Annotated in this window: 18 protein-coding genes; 9 read left to right on the forward strand and 9 right to left on the reverse strand. The window is 46.5% G+C overall.

Annotation, left to right across the window (positions count from 1 at the left end; all coding sequences use genetic code 11):
- Positions 1–102: 102 nt before the first annotated feature.
- On the forward strand, positions 103–720 hold the full coding sequence (locus VOA_RS06365; RefSeq protein ID WP_000266545.1) for a lysoplasmalogenase: 618 nt from the start codon (positions 103–105) through the stop codon (positions 718–720).
- Here the strand turns inward: VOA_RS06365 and VOA_RS06360 are convergent.
- From VOA_RS06360 to VOA_RS06350, 3 genes are read right to left on the reverse strand one after another with little or no spacing between them, the layout of a single operon-like run.
- On the reverse strand, positions 717–1,979 hold the full coding sequence (locus VOA_RS06360) for a sigma-54-dependent transcriptional regulator (RefSeq protein ID WP_000843511.1): 1,263 nt from the start codon (positions 1,977–1,979) through the stop codon (positions 717–719). The genes VOA_RS06365 and VOA_RS06360 overlap by 4 nt on opposite strands.
- Positions 1,954–4,326 (reverse strand): ATP-binding protein, encoded by a 2,373-nt coding sequence (locus VOA_RS06355; RefSeq protein WP_000063067.1) that lies wholly within the window; start codon positions 4,324–4,326, stop codon positions 1,954–1,956. The genes VOA_RS06360 and VOA_RS06355 overlap by 26 nt, the downstream gene beginning before the upstream one ends.
- Entirely contained in the window at positions 4,323–5,618 is a 1,296-nt protein-coding gene (locus VOA_RS06350; RefSeq protein ID WP_001189675.1) for an ABC transporter substrate-binding protein, read from the reverse strand. The genes VOA_RS06355 and VOA_RS06350 overlap by 4 nt, the downstream gene beginning before the upstream one ends.
- A gap of 276 nt (positions 5,619–5,894) precedes the next feature.
- On the opposite strand from VOA_RS06350, the gene VOA_RS06345 reads away from it, so the two are divergent.
- Positions 5,895–7,274 (forward strand): MFS transporter, encoded by a 1,380-nt coding sequence (locus VOA_RS06345; RefSeq protein ID WP_000931479.1) that lies wholly within the window; start codon positions 5,895–5,897, stop codon positions 7,272–7,274.
- A gap of 80 nt (positions 7,275–7,354) precedes the next feature.
- Complete coding sequence (pyk, locus tag VOA_RS06340) at positions 7,355–8,815, forward strand: pyruvate kinase (RefSeq protein ID WP_000335351.1); 1,461 nt, start codon at positions 7,355–7,357, stop codon at positions 8,813–8,815.
- Positions 8,816–8,934: 119 nt separating this feature from the next.
- Here pyk and torS read toward each other — a convergent pair whose 3' ends face one another.
- A complete protein-coding gene (gene torS, locus VOA_RS06335) occupies positions 8,935–11,838 on the reverse strand; it encodes a TMAO reductase system sensor histidine kinase/response regulator TorS (protein WP_001234231.1) in 2,904 nt (967 codons plus the stop codon).
- 87 nt (positions 11,839–11,925) lie between these two features.
- Between torS and torT the strand changes: the two genes are divergently transcribed.
- Together torT and VOA_RS06325 are read left to right on the forward strand one after the other, a co-directional pair.
- The gene (torT, locus tag VOA_RS06330) at positions 11,926–12,918 is read left to right on the forward strand and encodes a TMAO reductase system periplasmic protein TorT (RefSeq protein ID WP_000933514.1); all 993 of its coding nucleotides are present in this window, start codon (positions 11,926–11,928) and stop codon (positions 12,916–12,918) included.
- A 54-nt stretch (positions 12,919–12,972) separates the two neighbouring features.
- Positions 12,973–13,428: a methylglyoxal synthase gene (locus VOA_RS06325; RefSeq protein ID WP_000754100.1), complete on the forward strand. Its 456-nt coding sequence runs from the start codon at positions 12,973–12,975 to the stop codon at positions 13,426–13,428.
- A 72-nt stretch (positions 13,429–13,500) separates the two neighbouring features.
- Here the strand turns inward: VOA_RS06325 and pncA are convergent, their stop codons facing one another.
- Positions 13,501–14,127, reverse strand: a complete 627-nt coding sequence (gene pncA, locus VOA_RS06320) for a bifunctional nicotinamidase/pyrazinamidase (protein ID WP_000158752.1) — start codon at positions 14,125–14,127, stop codon at positions 13,501–13,503.
- 215 nt (positions 14,128–14,342) lie between these two features.
- Positions 14,343–14,882 (reverse strand): phosphatase PAP2 family protein, encoded by a 540-nt coding sequence (locus tag VOA_RS06315; protein ID WP_000672157.1) that lies wholly within the window; start codon positions 14,880–14,882, stop codon positions 14,343–14,345.
- A gap of 444 nt (positions 14,883–15,326) precedes the next feature.
- Between VOA_RS06315 and VOA_RS06310 the strand changes: the two genes are divergently transcribed.
- The 3 genes from VOA_RS06310 to VOA_RS06300 all read left to right on the forward strand — a co-directional run bounded on the left by VOA_RS06310 (position 15,327) and on the right by VOA_RS06300 (position 16,663).
- A complete protein-coding gene (locus VOA_RS06310) occupies positions 15,327–15,683 on the forward strand; it encodes a diacylglycerol kinase (RefSeq protein ID WP_032468319.1) in 357 nt (118 codons plus the stop codon).
- Between the two features lie 160 nt (positions 15,684–15,843).
- Positions 15,844–16,128, forward strand: a complete 285-nt coding sequence (locus VOA_RS06305) for a PepSY domain-containing protein (protein WP_000054771.1) — start codon at positions 15,844–15,846, stop codon at positions 16,126–16,128.
- Entirely contained in the window at positions 16,121–16,663 is a 543-nt protein-coding gene (locus VOA_RS06300) for a cytochrome b/b6 domain-containing protein (protein ID WP_000165866.1), read from the forward strand. Before VOA_RS06305 ends, VOA_RS06300 begins: the two co-directional genes overlap by 8 nt.
- A 55-nt stretch (positions 16,664–16,718) precedes the next feature.
- Here VOA_RS06300 and helD read toward each other — a convergent pair whose 3' ends face one another.
- A complete protein-coding gene (helD, locus tag VOA_RS06295) occupies positions 16,719–18,782 on the reverse strand; it encodes a DNA helicase IV (RefSeq protein WP_001176505.1) in 2,064 nt (687 codons plus the stop codon).
- Between the two features lie 198 nt (positions 18,783–18,980).
- On the opposite strand from helD, the gene yccS reads away from it, so the two are divergent.
- Positions 18,981–21,149, forward strand: a complete 2,169-nt coding sequence (yccS, locus tag VOA_RS06290) for a YccS family putative transporter (RefSeq protein ID WP_001124251.1) — start codon at positions 18,981–18,983, stop codon at positions 21,147–21,149.
- 151 nt (positions 21,150–21,300) lie between these two features.
- Here yccS and VOA_RS06285 read toward each other — a convergent pair whose 3' ends face one another.
- Both VOA_RS06285 and VOA_RS06280 read right to left on the reverse strand, forming a co-directional pair.
- The gene (locus tag VOA_RS06285) at positions 21,301–22,254 is read right to left on the reverse strand and encodes a sensor histidine kinase (protein ID WP_001271665.1); all 954 of its coding nucleotides are present in this window, start codon (positions 22,252–22,254) and stop codon (positions 21,301–21,303) included.
- Positions 22,251–22,796 carry a heme NO-binding domain-containing protein gene (locus tag VOA_RS06280; protein WP_001161556.1) on the reverse strand — a complete coding sequence of 182 codons (546 nt, stop codon included), beginning with the start codon at positions 22,794–22,796 and terminating at the stop codon, positions 22,251–22,253. Before VOA_RS06280 ends, VOA_RS06285 begins: the two co-directional genes overlap by 4 nt.
- Positions 22,797–22,968: the final 172 nt, after the last annotated feature.

Here is a 22,968-nt window from a genome sequence, read left to right on the forward strand (position 1 = left end):
ACTAACAGATAAATCCTGTTACACTCTTATTGCACGCTAATCTAATATGGATGGCGTGTTTATTTTTGTTGTTTTTATGGATACGTGAGTTTGGATAGATTTATGTGGCTGTTGATTATTGCTCTCTGTGCTGTTCACTTAATCGCAATTGATCGCGGTCCACGTTGGATTTTTTATTTCTCTAAACCTACCCCAATCCTACTGATGGCATTAACTATTGCCGTCTGCCCTAGCCCTTTGTCTGAGTTTGCTGGGTGGGTTGTCGCAGGCTTGCTGCTCTCTGCAATCGGCGACATTCTGCTGATGCATCCAAAAGATAAATTTGTCTCCGGTTTGCTAGTATTTCTGTTCGCACATATCGCCTATACCTTAGGTTTTGCTACTACCATCACCGAATTGACATGGTGGCCAATCGCCATTTGGTCTGCATTGGGCGTGATCGCATTTTTACTGTTGTTGCCCAATCTTGGCAAAATGGCATTCCCTGTTGCTGGATATATCGTAGTCATCGTATTGATGACATGCGCAGCAACGGAATACTGGCTTGGTTACAACAACAATGCCTCACGCCTTGCTCTGATGGGTGCGACGATGTTTATGCTTTCCGATCTGGTACTAGCCATTGACCGATTTCGCTCTTCATCTCAGTTTTCGCGACATGTAGTGATGTTCACCTACTACAGCGCGCAGACTTTACTAACCTTGTCCGTCATCCCCTAATCGCGAGCTTTAAACGCACCTTTTTCAAGACCGTGCTTTTTCATTCTCAAATAGAGCTTTTTACGCGGCACTTGTAGGTAGTTCGCGGCATCGGCTACGCGGCCAGAAAACAGAAACAGCGCATCTTCAATCACTTGCTTTTCGTAATCGTCCACCAGCTCATCCAATGGCGATAACATTTCTTCTTGATTGTAGATCCGCTCTTTGCCCGCCAGTTTTACAATGCCAATCGCGTACAGTTCCGCCACATTACGTAGCTCACGCACATTCCCCGGCCATTGGTGCGCTCGTAGCAAGGCAAGATAATGCGGCTCAACATTGGGCATAGGTTTGCCCAGCTTGTAACAGCTCTGTTTTAGGAAGTAATGGAACAACGCCGCAATATCATCTGGTCGTTGACGCAGTAATGGCACATCGATCTGCCCTTGATTCAGTAGATAATAAAGCTCAGGTAACAACTGGTTTTGTGCAATCAGTTGTTCCGGTTGTTGGTCAATCACCGCAATCACTCGCGTTCTTGGTCGATTGAGTCGCTCTTGGTTGAGTAAACTCTGTACTAAATTGCGCTGCACTTCCTCGCTGAGCAGCTCAATATGATCAATCAGCAAGGTTCCGCCCGCACTCTCTTGGACTTTAGGTTCAATGGTACTCCACTCGGTTTTTGCCGAAGCTACTAACTCAACCAAGGGCAAGTGGCCGTTATTGATGGTTAGCTGATGGATAAGATAGGCAATGGTGTGCCGCCCACAGCCCGACTCTCCCACAATCACTACATGGCGATTCAACAGTGCATATTGCGCAACATGGGAGCGAATTTGTTCCATTTGAGCTGATTTGCCTACTAATTCACGTTTTACTGAGCGTGACAGTAAAAGTTTTTGCTCAATGAAGGAACGGCGCAACTCAAGGTGCTGCTTAATCAACGTCAACAGCTGAGGTGGATTGATCGGTTTTTCGAGGAAATCACACGCACCGATTTTTACCGCTTCCACCGCCATCGGGATATCACCGTGTCCTGTGATCACGATGACCGGAATTTTGTCGTCCACGGCTTTGATCTGCTTGAGCAATTCCATGCCATGCAGCTGTGGCATGTACATATCGAGCAGCACCACTCCGTTCCAGTCGGGCTGGATATGGTTCATCGCCAGCGTGGGATCGATCACCGCTTTGGCAGTCAACCCAGCTATCGACATCAAATGTAGATAGGAATCCAACACATCCTGATCGTCATCAATCAGCAGTACGGTACTTTTCATCTTGCTGTAACTCCAAAATTACCATTGCACCTTTTTCTAGGTCAGAGGCCAGTGCAATCTGGCCTTGCATTTTTTCCACTAATGACTGGCAAATGCTCAGCCCAAGCCCCAAGCCCACCTCTTTGGTGGTGGTAAATGGAGTAAATAATTTATCGACCACGTCGTGCTCAAAACCCTGCCCACTATCGACCACTGCAATACACAACATACCTGTGTTCGCACTTTCCAACGCAATGAGTTTGACCCACGATGGCACGTGGGTTGTCGAAGCATCGCAGCCATTCACGATCAAATTGATTAAGATCTGCTCCAAACTCAACGCATCTGCCATCACCATTAAGTCATCGGGTAACTCATTGATAAGCTGAACTTGTTGCCGTCTAGCTTTGGCTTGCACTAAAACAAAAGCTTGCTCAACAACACTGTTTAGAAGCATCGGCAGTAGCGTTTCATCGCTGCTATTTTTGCGAGCAAATTGGCGCAGACTATTCACAATTTTCCCCATCCGCGAGGTTAAGCTTTCAATATGATCGAGTGATTCTGACAATGGAGCATGCGGGAGCTCTTCTAATGCCAATCGAGCAGAAAACAGATAGGTCGACATCGCGCTCAACGGCTGATTGAGCTCATGGGCCAAGCTCGTCATCGTCTGCCCTACTACTGCCATTTTCGCCGCTTGGATCAGTTCGCCTTGCGTTTTTTTCAGGTGAGCTTCGGTACGTTGCCGCTCTTCCACTTCGGCTTGTAACTCTCGGTTTTTCTCGCGCAGTGATTGGGTTTTCTCTTTGACCCGCTGCTCCAGCAAGCGATTGGCATGTTCTTGGTCTGTGACGTCGGTGATGGTGACAATAATCTGATCTTGTAGCCCTTGGTTGTAACGACGCAGATAGAGGCGCAAGTAGTGCGGCTTTTCCGAGTTACCGAGCGATAGGGTTAAACTCTCCGCCCCTTTCTGAATTAAATTACCTTTTTTATCAAATAATTGGCTTACTTTAGGTTGAATGTATTCAGCAAAGCAGCTCCATAACGTCAGCGGTTGAGCGATAGATTCCAAACGCAGCGTTGCCATCGCACTCGGGTTGGCGGATTCAATTTTCCCCAGCAAATCACAGGTGATCAAACTCGCTTGTGTGTTATTGATGAGGCTTAACGCGTTAGTGCGTTCCATCTCCTCCACTTTTTTGCCATACAATATGAGCTGTTCACTCAATGCCCCGATCTCGTCTTTACCATCCACGGTGATCGGGTGAGAAAGATCGTTATGAATAATCGCATCCAAACTTTCACTTAAGCGGTGTAACCGTCCAACAATGCGCTTATGAACAAAGTAATACATCAGTAATAAGCTCAGCCCAATCGAAAGGCCAAAGCAAACTAGCAATACTCGGTTGCCTTCTTTCACCAGTTGGGCGGTCTGTTTTTTGACTTGCACAAAGAGAGAATCGGCATTCGCCACCAGATCAGCAATTGCCGTATGCTGCTGATCTAACTGAATTTGTAACTGTTCACTCGTACGTTCTAACTGCTGCGTCAATCTCACCATATCACGCAAACTGTGATGAAAATCCCCTTCAAGACGCAGCACATTTCGCCATTCTTCAAGCAGTTGTTGGTAAGCGATGGAGGAAGGCTGGGAAAACAGCGGCTGACTTAATCGATTTATTTCATCAAGTCGATACTGCAAAACACGCATACCGTTATCCACTTGGGTGAGGTGCTTAGCTTTAAGTAGTTCATCTACAAACAAAAAGGCTTGTGTTTCACCATCTAAGATCGTTTGGATCAGATTAATGGTTTGAAACATGATTTGAGCCTGAGGTTGTGCCGCGCCGCCTCGTTCTAATTGCCACTGCAATTCTTGACGCATCGGCGACAGCTCCATCCCAATATCTTGATGCAGCCAATCCAACTGTTCCGCAAAGAGAGCTAAACGGCGATTCACATCGATACGAGCCGAAACCAGATCGTTAATCTGCTGCGTGGTTTGTTGCAATTCCGTGTAGCCTCGTTGCAGAGCCGCTTGTTCTTCCGTTTGCTGTAAACTGGCTAATGCGGAGTGGATCGCGGTGAGATCATCTTGCAAACGTAAATACTGCTGACTGAGGATGACTTTACTGGTCGCACTGACGATCAATTGGATTCGCCGGCGGATTTCTGAACTGCGGGTTTCCAATACATAACTCGTGTTGTATTTCGGCACGCTTTGATTGAGCAACTCTTCCACCTGATAGTCCAATCGGCTCCATGTCCCCCACGCCACTAAACTGACTATGGTGAGCAGCGAAGTGCTAAACGCAAACGCCAGCAACAATCTTGCGCCTATGGTATGGCGAGTGGTCATGCTCATTGCGCTTCCTCAGAGAGCAACATTTTTAATTGCTGATTGGCTTGCTCTAACTGCTTTTCCAAGCGGGTTTGCCATTCATGCCCTTTTTCTGCAAGCAGCATGGCGGATTCTGCTAGCTCCTCTTCACTCAACTCCGAGTTTGGTGTGATTTGCATGGCTAAAGCATCAACCTCTTGTTCGGAAATAGGCATAGTAAAAACGGTGTGTTCAATCTGCCCAATTTTAGCCAATACGGAAGGATGACGTACAAACTGCACTTTCGCTTCGAGCACCGCCAGTAGCGTATCCTTCAGTTGCGGAAGTTGCTTGGTGATGGCCAGATCGAACAGCGCATTAATGCACTCTTCGCGACGAATAATGCTGCCCATTGGCAAGCGAGTAAAATGCTCATTAAACAGCGATTTATCTTGAACACTGTGTTTCGCAAAATCGTTCCCTTCCATATTGCTTTGCACTGAGCTAGACATGAGAAGCTCAATAAAGGCTTTGGCGTACTGATCGTTGTGATTTTGTCTAACTTGGGCGACATACGTCGGCATTAAGGTGAAACTCTCATCGTACACAAATTGCACGTAGTCAAGTTTGCGGCCAAGTATCAAGGCATAGCTGTCGATGGTCGGGCCAACCCCAAACTGACCATTGGCAATATAGTCACTCACGCCAAAACTTCTGGCCGAGGCAGTCGCTAGATTGGCGCCGACTCGCAGCAAGATCTCCCACCCTTTTTGCCAGCCATATTTGGCCAATATGCTTTCCACCATCATCTGCGTGGTGCCAGAGCGCGCAGGGGTACTCATGGTGACATGCCCAAAATAAATAGGTTTAGCCAGATCGCTAAATTGCTTCGGCTCGGGAAGCTGATGAGTTTTGAGGTAATCTTGGTTCCAAACCAAACCCGCCCCAGAATAGCCAATGGTTGCGACCTGATCAGTAATCGGTAACGCGTATGGCTTCAACCACTCTGGCGTTTGCATCGGTTCGGGTAAGGTCACTAACTTGCCACTTTGCGCTAAGTGGTGCATCAAGTATGGCGATGAGCTCAACACCAGATCGATGTTCTGGATATAGCTTTTATTGAGCAGTTGTACACTCGATTGAGCTCGCCGATGGATAATTTGTACTTCAACCCCTTGATAGCGACGGCTGAACTCTTCCACTAAAGGCAGTAAAGGCTCACGAGAGAAGGTGGTGAGAATGACCAACTCCCTCTCTGCGGCCTGAATTTGAATTGGCAGCACGCCAAAACTCAGCAAAAGGCTGGGTAAAATTAAAGCAAAAATCCGTCGCTGCATTGGGTAAATCCCTAGGTTTTGTGCGTTCACTCAAATCTCTGTCATTTGTTGAAAAAAAGTCGTCCACGCATTTGGGTCAACTCTGACCTTTTCTGTCATTAATTTTATCAGCAATTGCTTATCCACTGAGGGAAAAATTCCCAGTTTTGACTCACAGCTAACGCGCATTTGGGTCATTTCTGTCCCAAAAAGGTGTTTTTGAGCCACAACTGGCTTTGGCTAATGATGCCTCCCGACAAACAGCCCGTTTGATCTCGTGAACTAGGGAGAGCTCTTATGCTTAATTTCTTTAAAACCCGCCCCGATCTGCCTTTACTCAGCAGCTCAAAAGCGGAAATGTTAAAACGCTACAAAAGTTATCAGTGGCAAGTTTTTATTGGCCTGATTTTCGGTTACGCCATGTTCTACGTGGTTCGTATGGCACTCGGCGTAGTGAAAAAGCCGATGCTGGATGCGGGTATCGTCACCCTCGAAGAACTCGGCATCATGGGTTCGGCCTTCTTCTTTACTTATGCCTTTGGTAAGTTCCTGAACGGCTTCCTGTCTGACTATGCCAACATTGGCCGCTTTATGTCGTTCTCACTGCTGCTATCGGGCGTTGCCTCCATTTTCATGGGGATGAACACCGTCGCTTTCTTTTTCGTTCTGCTCTGGGGCTTGAATGGTTGGTTCCAGTCAGTCGGTTCTGCGCCCTCTTGCGTCTCAATCTACCAATGGTTCTCTCCAAAGCAACGTGGTAGCCGTTACTCAATTTGGGGTGGCTCACGTAACATCGGCGAAGGTATCACTTGGATCCTAACCGCAAGCTTGGTGAGCTACTTCGGCTGGCGTGCAGGTTTCATCGGTGCGGGTATCGCAGGTATCGTTGCTTCTCTCATCATGTTTAAACTTTTGAAAGACCGTCCACAAACTTACGGTATGCCAGATCCAGGCACAGCGTTTGACGAAGGCACGGAAATCAAAAAAGCCAACGATCCAAAAGAAACCCGCCGTGCACAAATGTTCATCCTGAAGCAACCTGTGGTATGGCTAATCGCTCTGGCTTGTGCGGCGATGTACATCTCTCGCTACGCGATGTCTTCTTGGGCAGTGCTGTTCCTGCAAGAGCAAAAAGGTTATTCACTGATTGACGCCGGTTTTGCCATGTCTATGTACCCAACAGCGGGGCTGGCCGGTGCGATTCTGTCCGGTGTGCTCTCTGACAAAGTGTTCAAAGGTAACCGTAACATCCCGAACCTGCTGTACGGATTGACCAATATCGCTGGTATGTGTTTGATGTTCTTCGGCCCAGATAACCGTATCGTGGATGCGGTAGCACTGAGCATGATCGGCTTCTCAATCGGTGGTCTAGTTGTATTCCTAGCTGGCCTTATCGCTTGTGACCTGATGCCGAAAAACGCAGTCGGTGCAGTGAAAGGTTTGATCGGTCTCTGTTCTTACATCGCCGCTTCTGCTCAAGAACTGATCTCCGCATCACTGATAACAGTAACTGAAGTAGAAGGCGTAAAACACTACGACTTCGGTAACGCTCAATACTTCTGGTTGGCCGCGGGTGTGGTTTCAGTACTGCTCGCCCTGACTGTATGGAATGCGAAAAAAGTCGTCGATATCGACGAAGCTGAAGGCAAGCCTCTGAAAACTCAAGAAGCCTCTTAATCTACGCCAAGCAGGAGCCTTGCTCCTGCTTACTTTCTCCTTTTTATTTTCTTGTTGAGCGTCGTTATAGGAATTACAACATGTGTAAAACCAAAATTGTGGCCACTTTAGGCCCAGCTAGCCAAACTCGTGAAACTTTGACTCAACTCATCCAAGCTGGCGTGAACGTGGTTCGCCTTAACTTTTCTCACGGCAGCGCTGAAGAACACATTGCTCGCGCCGAAATGGTTCGCGAAATCGCCCAAGAGCTGAATGTGAGCGTTGGCGTACTGGTTGACCTGCAAGGTCCTAAAATTCGTATCGCTTGCTTTGAAGAAGGCGCGATTCAACTCACCGCAGGAGACACCTTTATTCTTGATGGCAATTTAGATCGTCAAGCCGGCACGCAAGAGCGCGTGGGTTTAGATTACCCAGAACTGATTGATGATCTGAAAGTGGGCAATATCCTGCTCCTTGATGATGGCCGTATCCAACTTGAAGTGACCGCGGTAGATGCCCAAACTCGCATCGTTCACACTGTAGCACTCAACAGCGGCAAACTTTCAAACCGTAAAGGCATTAACCTGCTGGGTGGTGGTCTTTCAGCTCCGGCTCTCACAGAAAAAGACAAGCTCGATATCATTACTGCGGCTGAGCTGCAAGCAGACTTCTTAGCCGTGTCTTTCCCTCGTAATGCTGAAGATATTGAATTCGCGCGCCAACTTGCCGTTCAAGCAGGCTGCTATGCGCACATTGTCGCGAAAGTTGAGCGTGCTGAAGTGGTGGCCAGTGAAGAAGCGATGGATCGCGTTATTCGCGCATCAGATGTGATCATGGTGGCGCGTGGCGATTTAGGCGTAGAAATTGGCGATGCTCGTTTGCCAAGTGTACAAAAAGCGCTGATCGCTCGTGCTAAGCACTTAGGTAAGCCTGTGATCACGGCCACTCAAATGATGGAGTCAATGATCGAAAACCCACTGCCAACACGTGCTGAAGTGTTAGACGTGGCAAACGCTGTTATTGATGGTACTGACGCGATCATGCTTTCTGCGGAGTCCGCTGCAGGACGTTACCCCGTTGAAGCGGTGCAAGCCATGGTGCGCATCGCACAAGGTGTTGAGCATGAAACTCACTGTGCGCAAGATTGCTGGGATGCGCTACAACATCTGTGTAATGATGCGGGCAAAAGCTTCGCTCTGTCGTCCATGATTTCCGCATCCAAAGTCAATAAAGATCTTGGTGTTGCGATTGTGACTGAACAAGGAGAAACGCCACTGTTGATGTCACGCTGCCAAAGCCAAGCCACCATTTGGGCGGTGTCTGATAAGCCTGCTCTACTGCGTAAGCTTTCTATTTTGCGTGGTGTCACACCAACGTATTTCCAGCATTTAGACAAGCAAGGAGATATTGCGACTCAGCTGATTCACTTGCTGCGTAAGCCCGCGCAAGAGAAAAAAATCGCCTCGATTTTGGTCACTCAACTGGAATCAGTCGAAGGTGTTGGTCACATTAACGTGTGCCGACTACTGAATTTGGCGCAACAGGAAGCCCTGTTCGCCTAACCCAATAAGTAACGCGGAAAGTAGGGTTTCGCGTCACTTATATCCCCCAAAACTTTGTAATCATACTCTCCCAAATGCTCCACATAGGGATTTGGCCTGCGCTTGTCGCAGGTCTTTTTTTATTGTTCGCCGGCGGCTTGTTCAAGTGTTTGGCGTAAGCATTGCTTGGCTTGTTCCATCACTTCGCGAATCTCGCTCCTACCATACGCTTGTGCTGGTGATGCCGATTTCTCTATCTGTTGGCAAAGCTGATATAACTCCGTCAACCATAATGATCCTGCGGAACCTTTTAACTTATGGGCTTGGTTTTTAATCACTGCATCGTTGTCACTTTGTGCGTTACAAATAGCAAGAAACTCATCGCAACCTTGTTCAAAATACCCGACAATTTCGCGCATGGTTTGCAAGCCTAAGATCTGCAGATCTTGCCCAAACTTCACCACATCCAATACTTCCGCCCCCTCTTCATGCTCTTCCACGAAAGTGGGACTCAATGCCGCCGCTGACGACATCAAGGTTTCACCGTGTCCGACCAGTTGTTGACGAAGCATGGCTGCCAACTGCTCTTTCACCAATGGTTTTGCCAAAAAACCATCAAAACCTGCGGCAAGATAGCTGGCGACTTCTTCATTAAACACGTGGGCAGATACCGCAATAAATGGGATCACTGAACCAAGTGTGCTGTCTTCCATTCGCCGCAAATCTCGGAGTAAATCCACACCGTTGCCATCGGGCAAATTAATATCGAGCAGTGCAATATCAAACCTTTGCTGTTGAAAGCAAAGCTTCGCCTCCTGCACACTTTTCGCCAGAGTCACTTGATGGCCTAAACTGGTTAAAAATCCTTGCACCACCAAACAGTTAACCTCGTTGTCTTCCACCACTAAAACATGAGCGACAGGAACGTCATCAACCGTCATTGCTGGCGTTTCCACTGGCTGACCGGCGAGCAAAGGCAGCGTGAAGCTAAAGCAACTCCCTTGCCCCTGTTCCGATGACAACCGCATCTCTCCGCCCATCGCTTGCACCAGTTTTCGGCTGATCGCCAGACCTAAGCCAGTTCCACCTTGTTTGCGGCGGCCAGCTTCAGCTTGAGTAAAGGCATCAAACAGTGAGGCTTGCTCCTCCTGTGCAATCCCAATACCTGAATCTTGAACCTCAAAGCGGATGCCTTGCCCTGCTGGATCTTGGCAAATCTGGATGCACACCTCTCCTTGCTCAGTAAATTTAATTCCGTTCCCCACTAAGTTATTCAGCACTTGTCCGATACGGATTTCATCCCCTTGCCAGAACTGAGTTACCCCATCTGCAAATTGATATCGCAGTTTGATGCCTTTCTCCAAAGCACGACTTTGCATCAGTTCATGGGTTTCACGCACTAATCGATACAAGTCAAAATGGGTTTGATGGATTTCCAGATGCCCCGCTTCGATTTTGGAGTAATCGAGCACATCATTAAGGATCGCCAACAATGAACGTCCGCTACGGTTAATCACTTGCACATAGTGCTGTTGAGTCGAAGTGAGAGACGTCTCTTGCAGTAGACGCGCCGTCCCCAATACGCCATTCATTGGGGTGCGAATTTCATGGCTCATGGTTGCCAAGAAGGCTGATTTAGCACGGCTTGCTTGCTCAGCTTGGTAACGCGCTTTGGCGTGATTGAGCACCTCTTGGTTGAGCTTATGGTTCATGTCACTCAATTGATGAGTTCGTTGTTCCACTAACTCTTCCAAATGCTCTTTGTGCTGTTGCAGCTCACGCTTCGCTCGCACTTCGCTTTCAGCCACCACCTTGAGCGCTTTCGCGGTATCGCGCGCATGGGCGATCGCCTGTCCCATTTCTGCCAATTCGTCTTTACCTAAGGTTGAGACTTCGACTTCGAGCTGCCCTTTGGCCACAGAGAGCAACGCGGCCGTGTGTTTATCCAATCGTTGAATAACCGAGCGGTACACTACTTTCCAGACGATCCACACGACTATCACTAAGCCGAGTAAACCTAATATGGTCAAAATAAGCTGAGCATAGTACAGCGAACTAGAGAGCTTACCCACCGCATCAGTGGTGACTTGGTTTGAAGCATCGACCAGTTGGTTAACGGTTTTATTGAGACTGGCAAACTGAGTCAAACTGTCTTGCAATAATTGCTGCGCGGCTTGTTCGTTGTCATAACGTTGTTTAAGTAACTCAAACACGAGGCGGCGTTTTTCCAATTCACGAAGCAAACCTGCCATCTGTTTGGAACGAGTCGGATCTTCGACCGCTTGCACCCGGCGCTGCATAATGCTCAAGTTTTCGGAAAATTCGGTATCTAAGGCGAGAATGCGCTCCAAATCAGTGACCGTTTGCGTCTCTTCAATTTCGTTAAGCACCTTAAATGCCAATAGATGCAGTTCGTGTAAACGTTCTGCCAGATCCAAGTCTACTTCAACCAAATTATCTAAGGCTTGATAAACCTGATCTTGCTGCTGTTTTTTCAACAGATCATAAATATGAGTGACGTTCGCTACGGCAATGGTACTGGTATTGAGCACCTGAGTACGGGTTAACTGCTCCAGCTCTTGCGCCAGTTTACGCATTTCTTTAACGCTAACCGCCAATTGCGTTTCTAGAAAAAGTCGATGCTCTACTCGCCGCCCTAGCTGGGCAAGGGTATCAATCACGTGCTGTACATCCTGCTCTAGTCTATCCAACAACACGCTATCAAAAGCCTCCTCGCCCAATTGTTGAATATGGGTTAGTAAGGTTTCTAATTGAGTAAATACTTTTTGCCCTGTTTCTTGGTGATCCGGCTCACTCTTAGCGCTCGAAAGTGTTTGTGCAGTGGCGATGATCTGATGACTGAGCTCCGCCACTTGGCGAGCTTCAATCATCGAAGGGATGGCATTATTCACCACATCGCGCTCGGTTTTGGCGACCAGAGAAAATCCCAAAACACCAATCAGTGCAGAGAGAAGTACCAGCAACGCCATCGCGCTGAAAGAGAATAAGAGCTTGCGACCAATACTGGCTTTAGCGAGACGCATGGGGAAAACCTTCTCGTTGACTTCTTCTGCGTGGCGGATTGGGCTATATTGTGCAGTGTTTACTCCTGTTCGCCAATGATTAACCTCATGTTAAACCTACGCTTGCACTCATTTTCTTTGATTTCTGCACTTTTGCTGCTCTCCGCACTGCCTGTAAGCGCAGCAGAAAAACTGTGTGCGCTCTATCCTCATCTTAAAGACTCATACTGGTTGTCGGTCAATTATGGCATGGTGGAAGAGGCACGTAAGCTCAATATCAATTTACGCGTCATGGAAGCTGGCGGCTATCCCAACCATGACAAACAACAACAGCAGATTGCGTTATGTGTCCGTTGGGGGGCTGACGCGATTTTACTCGGCACAGTTGCACCACAGCTATATCAGCACGATTTAGCACAATACAGCCGCTCTGTCCCCGTATTTGCTACGGTGAATCAACTCTTGTTGGATAAAAAACAACAAGAGCATCTGAAAGGCGAAGTAGGTGTCGATTGGTACTGGATGGGGTTTTACGCCGGAGAATACCTCGCAGGTAAACACCCAAAAGGTAGCGGCGAAGTCAATATCGTTGTGCTACCAGGCCCAGCCTCAAGCGGTGGGACAAAGCCCGTATTACAAGGACTGCAAGATGCCATTCGTGACAGCGATGTACGAATTACTGAAACCTTATGGGCAGATAATGATAAAGAGCTGCAGCGAAACTTAATCCAACAAGTGTTGGAGGTGCCAAATGTTCGTTATCTGGTCGGTAGCGCTGTCGCGATAGAAACAGCAATCAGTGAGCTGCGAACACTCAACAAAAGCGAGCAAATCGGCCTTATCGCAACTTATTTGAGTCATGGCGTTTATCGCGGCTTACTACGTGGGCGCGTTGAATTCGCCCCAACTGATCAAATGGTTGAACAAGGGCGACTTTCCGTACGCCAAGCCGCCGCTTTTTTACGCAACAAACCGTACGCTAAACAGCAAGCCCCGAAAATTGAAGCGTTAACCCCAACTCGCTTAGAGAAAAAAATCATTGCAGATTCGTTATCTCCATCCGAGTACAGGCCGGTATTTCAAGTAAAAGCGGTTGAATAAACGCAGATTTTTGGTTATCAAGCATCTAATCAAAAAACACTAGGAAATGTACCAATGAAAAAAACGACACGCACCATGGCAGCACATAAACACGTTGCTCTTGTGGCTCACGATAACTGCAAAGGTGAACTGCTGCGTTGGGTACAAGAAAACAAAGAAAAATTGCAGCGCCATTTTCTGTACGCCACAGGTACAACGGGTCATATGCTGAGCAAAGAAACAGGCCTTGCCATCAAAAGTATGATCAGCGGTCCGATGGGCGGAGATCAACAACTGGGAGCATTAATTTCAGAAGGGAAAATTGATGTGCTCGTTTTCTTTTGGGATCCGCTCAACGCCGTGCCACACGACCCTGATGTAAAAGCCCTGCTGCGTATCGCCAGTGTGTGGAATATTCCAGTAGCCACCAACCGCGCCAGTGCCAAATTCCTATTTACCTCTGCGTTAATGGAACAAGAAGTCGATATTGAGATCCCAGATTACCAAGCGTACTTAGCAGAACGCACTTAAACCAACTGAGGAAATCCGTGATGGCTATCGCTCCTATTTTAAGGAAAGATAGCCATTTAAGCGTGGAGGGATTTATATTTCGCCGTTAAACAATTGCTGCGAAGTCGTTAGCAGGCAACCGGCTGCCTGCATCTCTTGCAATGCTTTGTCACAATCCCCAGCGTTAAGCTCAACACCGCGGCACGCATCCTGAATCACCCAAGTATTGAAATAGAGTGAACGCGCATCCAAAGCCGTAAATTTCACACAGTAATCGGTTGCCAATCCAGCGATATACAAATCTGAAATCCCATGACTACTCAGATATTCCGCTAGACCTGTTGCGTGAAATCGTTGGTTATCGAAGAAACCACTGTAGCTATCCACTTCGGAGTGAGTACCTTTGACAACAATATGCGTAATGCGTGATACATCCAGCCCTGTGATGAATTCCGCCCCCTGCGTATCTTGCACGCAGTGATCTGGCCACATCACTTGTGGAATACCGTAAAGGTCTATCACCTCTCCCAACACTTTACCCTGCACTGATGCAAAGCTAGCATGCGTTGCTGGGTGCCAGTCTTTGGTGGCAATCACATGTTCAAACAGAGGAAGCAACCGGTTGATCACCGGTACAATCTTGTCTCCTTCCGGAACGGGTAAGGATCCTGAGGGAGAAAAATCATTTTGAACATCAACGAGCAAAAGCGCTTTAGTCATTCATTTCAGCCTAAAAATCATCAGCAATTCATATGTACCCAAACGACTTGGAGTTGCAAGCAGACGGCTAGTGAGTAAATCCCCATGAACATAGAAACACTATGTGATTGAGATGGACAAACGTAGCCAACACCGCTGCTGGTTCAAGTAGGGCCTGCGGCGCATAGAATAACATCCCTTTCAGTATCTATCATCAGGCAAAATAATTTGACGTTTTAAAATGATAAGCTTGCATAAATTCCGGTTACGTCTCCATCAAAATACGGAACAAGAACTAAATTCGTCGCCGAAATACCCCCTACGGTGATCGCATATTGAATACCAGTGGCTAATGCCATGCCTGCGGCAACATCTCGCCAATAATGTTTGTTCGCATCAACACGGGAATATCCTACCAACGCTGCTGCTGCATAAGCGGGAATACCATAAGCAGAGCCATAACGAAACTGTAAATAAGCCGCGCCTTGACTGGCGGCTGAAGTATGTCCAGAGGGAAAACTTTGCGATCCACCATTAGGACGTTGAGCATCAATAGAGACTTTGAGAAGTTCAGTTGTCGCAGCCGTCCAAAATGCACCTTCGGCCAATTGCATCATGCCTTCGCCATCCATATGAATAGCCGTAATTAATCCTGCAGTAAGAGGAATCCCATACTGTGCGATATCCCCATACGTTTCTAATTTACTTTTTGCCGCATGAGCCATTGGTGCAGCAACGCTGATCATAGTCGCAGCCAATAAAAGACGAAACTTCATAGCACAATCCCTATTATTTTTAAATTAAATAATGCCCAGCCCATTCATTATAAAAATTTCTATTTTTTGAAATGCAAACTTAATTTCTACATGTTTTTTCTAATTCATTATTGCTAGTAAATTTTCGATTTCACTACCAAATTAAGTAACAATTTGTAATTAGTGACGACAATAACGTAGTTATTATTTATCTCAAGCAGATTCCATGCCATCTATTAAAGCTAATTACGTCACTCATCAAATAATTCAACAACCTTAGTGATAATACTAAAGATTCGTACTTAATAGGTATTGATCACCTTACACAGTTAGAATTGCAACAAAGACTTAACAAACACTTAAGAACAAAAAACTTGATTGAAAATAGGGTTAATTGGTTGGCAGCTCGCTGTAAATCTTTATAATTCATAACCATTAAAAACCAACACAACATGCAAACGAACTATGAAACACTCTCGTACTGGTCTTGCTCGAATAGTTTATGCGACCGGATATTCAATGAAGGGATTTGCTGCTGCTTGGAAGAATGAAGCTGCATTCCGCCAAGAAGTCGCCTTAACGTTACCACTCACAATTTTGACTTTTTTTCTGCCTGTAACCCAAGTAGAGCAAGTATTACTGGTGGGATGCTTAGTGCTGATTGTCATTACAGAGTTGCTCAATTCAGCCGTTGAGGCAGTGGTTGACCGCGTTGGCTCAGAGCACCACGAATTAAGCGGGCGAGCTAAAGATATTGGCTCTGCTGCGGTTTTTGTTTCGCTCTGTTTTGCCGCCTTTACTTGGGCGTGGATCCTACTGTAAATATTCCCTCATATTGATTTAAAGGTTTGCTCAGGCAAACCTTTTTTATTGCGCTACGCTTACTGAGTTCAATTCTGAACCTCCTCTAACGATTCTCTTAAGTATTCATTAAGCTTGAATCGGTAGGATGAGATCAATGCATAACGTAAAGGAGCGCATTATGTCACTACTCAAAATTTCTCGTCTGTTCGCTATTACTTCTCTTGGCTTATTTTCTGCGGCAGCATTCGCTGACCCGACTTGTACAACAGAACCCGAAAGCAGTTGGATTCCTTTTGAACAAGCTCAGCAACAAGTGGAAGATATGGGCTATAAGATTAAAGTGTTCAAAATCACCAAAACCAGTTGCTATGAATTGTATGGTCACGACCAAGAGGGTAAACGAGTCGAAATCTATTTCAACCCAACCAATATGGAGAAAGTAAAAGAGGAAAAAGATGACTAAACCATACACATGGGATCTTTTTGTTCGAGTAACACATTGGTTGGTTGCCGCCCTTTTCTTGGCTAATTTTTTTGCCATTGAAGAGGGCAGTGATTTACACGAATGGGTCGGCTATATGGTTATGGGAGCCATTATCCTGCGTTTAGGTTGGGGGGTAATCACTCACTCCCCTGCTCGGCTAACGGCTTTTACGCCATCCATTCCCAAAGCCATTGAGCACATTAAAGAAGTGGTGCGAACCAAACAAGATAACCACACTGGGCATAACCCTGCCGGTGCGATTATGATTTGGGCAATGTGGTTTTTACTGCTCGCCACCGGTTTATCGGGTTGGATGAGTGAGTGGGACCTGTTTTGGGGTGAAGACTGGATTAAAGATGTGCATGAAACTTTAGCTAATCTGACCATGGCTGCCGTTGCCGTCCATGTGTCAGCGGTAATTATTATGTCTAAATTTACTGGGCATCCTTATGTGCATGGAATGCTTATCGGGCTTAAAACACCCTCGCAAAATCAAAATAGTGAGCAGTCTTAATTGAAAAAGGCGAGCTTAGCCCGCCTTTTCTCTCCATTTCAAATTATTCCAAATTCTATTTTTGCTTAACAACCGGATAGTCATCATTCAGGAGTTCTTGAACAAAACTAGAGCCGTTGCCGTTGTAGGTCACCCACACTTTCTCTTTAGCGCGGGTGAGTGCCACATAAAATAAACGCCGCTCTTCCGCATAAGCAAAATCATCGTCACCTTGGCTCAATGCGCTATCCAGATGTAACGCTTTCACTCGGGCTGGAAATTGACCATCATCAACCGACAAAATAATCACAAAATCCGCTTCTTTGCCTTTACTTGCGTGACAAGTCATAAAATCAATCTTGAGTGAGAGATAACGATTTTGCCAATCTTTCAAAAACTCGGGTTTATGGTAGTGATTCCGACCAAGCAGCAGTACGGTTTTGAGCTTATTGGTTGCACGATTTACCTCATCCAGTATCTTTTCAACCGAGTTATTCGATGCTAATACGACTGATTTTTGCTTTTGCGTTTTGAAACTATTCAGCGTTTTCGGAAGTTGATATGGATTTTGCTGAATAAAACGGTTAGCGACCGCCCCAATCTGATCATTAAAACGGTAAGTCGTATCCAGATGGTGAACTGTCGAGCGTGGAAAACGCGCGGCAAATCCGGTGGTTAAATCCACATCTGAACCGGCAAATTGGTAGATGGATTGCCAGTCATCCCCTACGGCAAACAAATTACATTGGCCTTGGTTTTGATCACAGAGCGCTTGTAGCAAACGCAGACGCTGTGGCGAAATATCTTGGTACTCATCAACCATGATAAATTTCCAAGGTGAACGGAATTTGCCTTTTTCGACGTACTCCGTGGCTCGGGTGATCATGATGTTAAAATCGATGTGATTTTGCTCTTTCAGCATCTGCTGCCACGCTTGGTAGCATGGCCAGCATAAAGACAACTCGCTGTTTAAGCGCGGGAAGTCATCGTGATCAACCAAGCGCTCCTGCAACTCTTTCTTACTCAATCCAAGTTGTGCCAATTGATCAAGCTGCTTCTCTAGCCATGCAATCAATTTAGGGTTTTCTACGTGGCTACCGAGCTCGTCATCACCCGCCAGATAAGCGATCGGCCATTTGGCGAGATGTTTTTGCCAACGTTTGAAATTCGTGGGAGTCATCCAATGACGCTTCAGCCAATCAATACACCAAGCTTGTTTGAGCTTACTGTCATTAGCCAGTGGGGACATCATTACGGTTTTTCCTTCCACCCGATTGAGGATCCGTAGCCCTAACTGATGGAAGGTGTTGACGTGTAAGCGCTCCGCTTCTAAACCGATTTTGTTCTTGAGACGTTCGGCCATTTCTTGGGCGGCATCGCGCGCAAAAGCCACCATCAAAATTTGCTCAGGTTTAGCCAAGTGACTTTGCAGCAAGTAAGCAACGCGAGCAGTTAACACGCTTGTTTTGCCTGAACCCGCTCCCGCGAGTACCAAGTTATGATCGTCGTTGAGCAGCACTGCATACTGCTGAGAGTGGTTAAGTGGCGAAGATTCACACTGAGAAAACAGCACCGTCCAGTTTGCGCGTTCTACCTCTAACCAAGCACAATTGCGTTCATACAAAGTTTCGGAGGTGTCTAAAAGCCAAGGCAATAAGCTATCAAATACCGTAGGGAGATGTTTTTGCGCTTCATGCAAGGTCATATCCATCCGTTTTAAATCGGCATAGACCTGCGCAACCCACGCTTCGATGGAAGAGTGAGATAAAAATGATGGCAGACGTTTTAAACGGGACAGCTCTTGCTGCCAACGTGGAAAATACAAACTGAGTTGCTCACACTGACGATTGTGCCAAGCCTGATAATGAGCGACCAATTGATGAGCAAAGTGACGACATTCCGGCCAAGGCAATCCTTGCACCAACCAGCTGCGCTGTATTCCCTCTTCTGGATGGGCAAAGATTTGCAAGGTCCCCCAGATTAGCCCTCTGCGGATCTGTACTTCCCCATTCCAAATATGAAATGGAATACGTTCTTCGCTACTGAGCGAAGTCAGAACCAGCCACTCTTTTTCAAGTTGGACTTGGTAATATTCATTGGCAATAAAAAACTGTGCAGTCTTATTTGCGTTCAGCTGCATTGGTAAAAGCCCACTAACAAAGTTGCCGACAATGATAACTCAATCAATCATGCCGATGAAAAGATAATGTCAATATTCTTAATGATTAATGCGTATTCAACCAGCACGAGGAAAAGGTGATTTCTTTATTTTGATCAGAATCTTATTGCCTCAATCTGCTAAACTCCCCACTTTCTCTACTGACTTACGTGCTGCACTGTGCCAAAAATCAATCAACTGCGCCTATATTGGGCTAATAAAACCGTTAACTACAGTGTGTTAATTCTGCTGACACTGCTGGGTGTAGTGATCCCGACTTGGCATTATCAGCTCAATACGTGGATCACGCCTCTGATTCTTGGGGTAATTGCGGCTGCACTTGCCGAACGAGATGATCGTTTCTCTGGTCGTTTGAAATCCATCACCCTGACGCTGATCTGTTTTGCGATTGCGGCATTCTCTATTGAGATTCTGTTTCGTACTCCTTGGCTGTTTGCACTAGGTTTATTCTGTTCAACCTTTGGGTTCATTATGCTTGGCGCAATGGGTTCTCGCTACGCCAGCATCGCTTTTGCTTCGCTGCTGATTGCGATCTACACCATGCTTGGAGCACATCAAAGCACCAACATTTGGTTCCAACCTTTGCTGCTACTCAGTGGTAGTGCGTGGTACTACCTGATGTCGATGATTTGGCACGCGTTCTGGCCAATGCAGCCGGTACAGCAGAACCTCGCTAACGTATTTTTACAATTGGCCAATTACTTGGAAGCCAAGTCGACATTATTTCACCCAAGCTCGAACATGGTTCCGCAGCCATACCGAATTACAGAAGCCAACCTCAACGCGGCAACAGTGAATGCACTTAACCTGTGTAAAGCAACCTTTTTGACACGTTCAAAACGTGGCCATGTGGATAGCGCCAGTGACCGGTTTTTAAACATCTATTTTCTGGCGCAAGATATTCATGAGCGCGTGAGTTCCAGCCATTACCGCTACCAAGAACTGGCCGATCATTTTGGCCGTTCAGATATTCTATTTCGCTTTAAATATCTGCTGGAAACCCAAGCCAAAGCGTGTCGCGATATCGCCCAATCGATTCGTTTGGGCCACAGTTATCAACATAATTCTGGTTCCATTGTCGCGCTTGATGAGCTACAACTGTCACTCAGTTACTTACGTCAACAAGATCGCCGTGATTGGAAAAGTTTACTCGGCCAATTAGGGTATCTGTTCAATAACCTCGCCACGGTAGAAAAACAGCTCAATAACGTCAGTAACCCAGATGTGGCCAAGCCAGATGAAGGGGTCTTGGATGATACTGAAGCTCATACGTTAAGAAGCATGTGGCAACGTATTCGCGCCAACCTCACTAGGGACTCATTACTGTTTCGTCATGCGCTACGGATGTCTATCACCCTCACTGCAGGTTATGGGATCATTCAAGGGCTAGGCATCGAACGGGGCTACTGGATTTTGCTCACGACCCTTTTTGTTTGCCAACCCAATTATGCGGCCACCAAACAAAAGCTAACCGCGCGGATCATCGGTACTTTAGCCGGCTTGCTCGTCGGTGTCCCGTTACTGACTTTCTTTCCGTCACAGGAAAGCCAACTCGTCTTTATTGTGCTTTCTGGAGTGATGTTCTTTGCCTTTCGCTTGAACAATTACGGCTATGCCACGGGCTTTATTACCTTATTGGTGCTGTTTTGTTTTAACCAACTCGGGGAAGGCTATGCCGTTGTGCTACCAAGGTTAGCTGACACCTTGATTGGTTGTGCATTAGCCGTTGCGGCTGTGATATGGATTTTGCCCGACTGGCAATCGAAACGCCTGCACAAAGTCATGGCCGAAGCGGTAGAAGCCAATAAGCAGTACCTCGCGCAGATCATTGGCCAGTATCGGATTGGCAAGAAAGACAGCTTGAGTTACCGAATTGCTCGGCGTCAGGCTCATAACCAAGATGCGGCACTTTCTACCGCCGTAACCAATATGCTTGCTGAGCCGGGGCGTTATCGCGCGGCAACCGATGAAAGTTTTCGTTTTTTAACACTCAATCACGCCCTACTCAGTTACATTTCTGCACTAGGTGCACATCGCACCCGACTGGATGATGAAACGGTGCATCAATTGGTGCTGGACTCACACAGAGCCATCCATCAACACCTTGATTTGCTGTATCAACAGCTGTTCAACCAGTGTGAAGAGTGTGATACCCAAAGTATTGACAGCTCAGGAATCGAAAAGCGGCTCGCCGAATGGCGTGAAGATGATGATAGTTCTGCACGAATGGTACTTCAGCAGTTGCACTTGATTTACCGCATGTTGCCAGAGTTGCACTCTCTCGCGAGCAAGTTTGCGCTCAAAGTGAATCCTCATTCCGATAAATAAATCTTTAATAGACCGACACTATTTGGAATTGCAGGTAGACAGCAAGTGAGTTCATCCCAATGAGCATAGACAAACTATGTCATTGGGGTGAATGAACCTAACCAAAACAGTAGCTTCAAGTAAGAAGTGGATGCCACTCTTCATAACTCGGTTAATTGGATACAGCAGGAAACAATAATGTAAACGTCGTTCCTCGCCCAATCTCAGAGGTCACCGAAATTTTTCCTTGATGCTTCTCAACAATACCAAATGCGATCGACAAACCTAGCCCAGTTCCTACTCCAACAGGCTTAGTAGTAAAAAAGGGATCAAACACTTTCGTAAGATGTTCTGCCGAAATGCCGTGCCCATTATCCGCAATTCTCACCCGCACCCAAGTTTTGCCTTTATCCAGTACACAATCGGTGATGATGTTCAACTCTCCATGAACGTTACAAGCGTGGGAAGCATTAATAAACATATTCATCAACACTTGTTGCAGCTCGGCAGTAATTCCTTTGATATTCGGTAGATTGTCATCCAATTGTCGCTCGACCATCATGGTGTATTTGAACTGATTCCAGACAATCCGCAACGCAGACTCAATACACTCATTGAGACTACAATCAACAAAGCGACCATCACTGCTGTGAGAGACACTTTGCAAGCTCGTCACGATATCTTTGACCCGGTTTAACCCACTGGCACTTTCCTCAACCAATCCCAACACATCATCGCGGACAAATGCTAATTCTTGCTGTTGAGCAAAACGAGTATAGGCTTGGTAAAAATCACCACCTCTCAAACTTGGCTCAAATTGTTCTACCAACTCGGCTAATTGGGAAAAAGTCATCGTGTAATTACGCAGCGTATTTAAATTGCTCAGGCAAAAACCAATCGGATTATTGATTTCATGTGCCACTCCGGCAGCCAATTGGCCCACTGAAGCCATTTTTTCCGACTGCAACAGCTGAGCTTGAGCCCCATTGAGCTGCTCTAGAGTCGACTCTAATTCCAGCACCTTGTCGTACAACGCACGGCTTTTTTCCTCAAGCAGTTTCTCGGCAAGCAGACGTGCTTTACGTTCACGCTCATAAATACGTTGGTATTGCTCTTCAGCACTCATAACGACAAAAATTCCACCACAATTTCACAGTGTTCAGCTCCGCAATGCATGCAAGTAGGCTGAGATACTTTTACTGGCTGATTAAAGCGCTTCGCCGCACCCAAGATTAACCCTTCCGCTGCAGCACAGAGCTTTCGCTTCGAGTAGTAATTCATGGTCAAAGTGTTTTCGGTCACTTTGTTCTCGAATTGTGGTAGGTAGGCATCGGGATACAACCGCTTTACTTCCTTGTGAATCACTTTATCCACCGAGAGCAAAAAAGTTTTGAGATCGCTTTTGTGTGGATAGTTTTCCGGCAAACTATTGAAAAGATGAGTAAATAAATATTCGCCATAAGCACGGACTAAATCGGGGACGGGAATTTGTGCTTTTTCACTTAAGTAGGCAACCATAGACAACAGTTCATCATCATTGTATTGCTGCCCTGTGGTATATACACCGTGTGAGCTAGGATTGAGTTCTTGCAACATCTCATCCCAAAACAGCACTCCAAACTTCTCAATCACCATATCGGAAAGTACGGTATAGATAATCCCTTGCATCCCCATTACCTCACTACAGTTCTGTTTCAATCAAGTGTTGTAGAGAGAACGTGAACCTGCAAGATTACCCCCCCCAAAAAGTGGTAGTTCCCACCTCAAACCTCTGACTAGGTACCGTTGCAGATGGATGGCAAGTGGTTTCATCACCCAATCACATAGTCAGAATATGTGC

It is taken from the genome of Vibrio sp. RC586, from assembly GCF_000176715.1.
GTDB lineage: Bacteria > Pseudomonadota > Gammaproteobacteria > Enterobacterales > Vibrionaceae > Vibrio.

Coding starts and splice junctions, on each gene's coding strand:
- VOA_RS06365 (WP_000266545.1), top strand. CDS start 103: ATGTGGCTGTTGATTATTGCTCTCTGTGCTGTTCACTTAATCGCAATT.
- VOA_RS06360 (WP_000843511.1), bottom strand. CDS start 1,979: ATGAAAAGTACCGTACTGCTGATTGATGACGATCAGGATGTGTTGGAT.
- VOA_RS06355 (WP_000063067.1), bottom strand. CDS start 4,326: ATGAGCATGACCACTCGCCATACCATAGGCGCAAGATTGTTGCTGGCG.
- VOA_RS06350 (WP_001189675.1), bottom strand. CDS start 5,618: ATGCAGCGACGGATTTTTGCTTTAATTTTACCCAGCCTTTTGCTGAGT.
- VOA_RS06345 (WP_000931479.1), top strand. CDS start 5,895: ATGCTTAATTTCTTTAAAACCCGCCCCGATCTGCCTTTACTCAGCAGC.
- pyk (WP_000335351.1), top strand. CDS start 7,355: ATGTGTAAAACCAAAATTGTGGCCACTTTAGGCCCAGCTAGCCAAACT.
- torS (WP_001234231.1), bottom strand. CDS start 11,838: ATGCGTCTCGCTAAAGCCAGTATTGGTCGCAAGCTCTTATTCTCTTTC.
- torT (WP_000933514.1), top strand. CDS start 11,926: ATGTTAAACCTACGCTTGCACTCATTTTCTTTGATTTCTGCACTTTTG.
- VOA_RS06325 (WP_000754100.1), top strand. CDS start 12,973: ATGAAAAAAACGACACGCACCATGGCAGCACATAAACACGTTGCTCTT.
- pncA (WP_000158752.1), bottom strand. CDS start 14,127: ATGACTAAAGCGCTTTTGCTCGTTGATGTTCAAAATGATTTTTCTCCC.
- VOA_RS06315 (WP_000672157.1), bottom strand. CDS start 14,882: ATGAAGTTTCGTCTTTTATTGGCTGCGACTATGATCAGCGTTGCTGCA.
- VOA_RS06310 (WP_032468319.1), top strand. CDS start 15,327: ATGAAACACTCTCGTACTGGTCTTGCTCGAATAGTTTATGCGACCGGA.
- VOA_RS06305 (WP_000054771.1), top strand. CDS start 15,844: ATGTCACTACTCAAAATTTCTCGTCTGTTCGCTATTACTTCTCTTGGC.
- VOA_RS06300 (WP_000165866.1), top strand. CDS start 16,121: ATGACTAAACCATACACATGGGATCTTTTTGTTCGAGTAACACATTGG.
- helD (WP_001176505.1), bottom strand. CDS start 18,782: ATGCAGCTGAACGCAAATAAGACTGCACAGTTTTTTATTGCCAATGAA.
- VOA_RS06285 (WP_001271665.1), bottom strand. CDS start 22,254: ATGAGTGCTGAAGAGCAATACCAACGTATTTATGAGCGTGAACGTAAA.
- VOA_RS06280 (WP_001161556.1), bottom strand. CDS start 22,796: ATGCAAGGGATTATCTATACCGTACTTTCCGATATGGTGATTGAGAAG.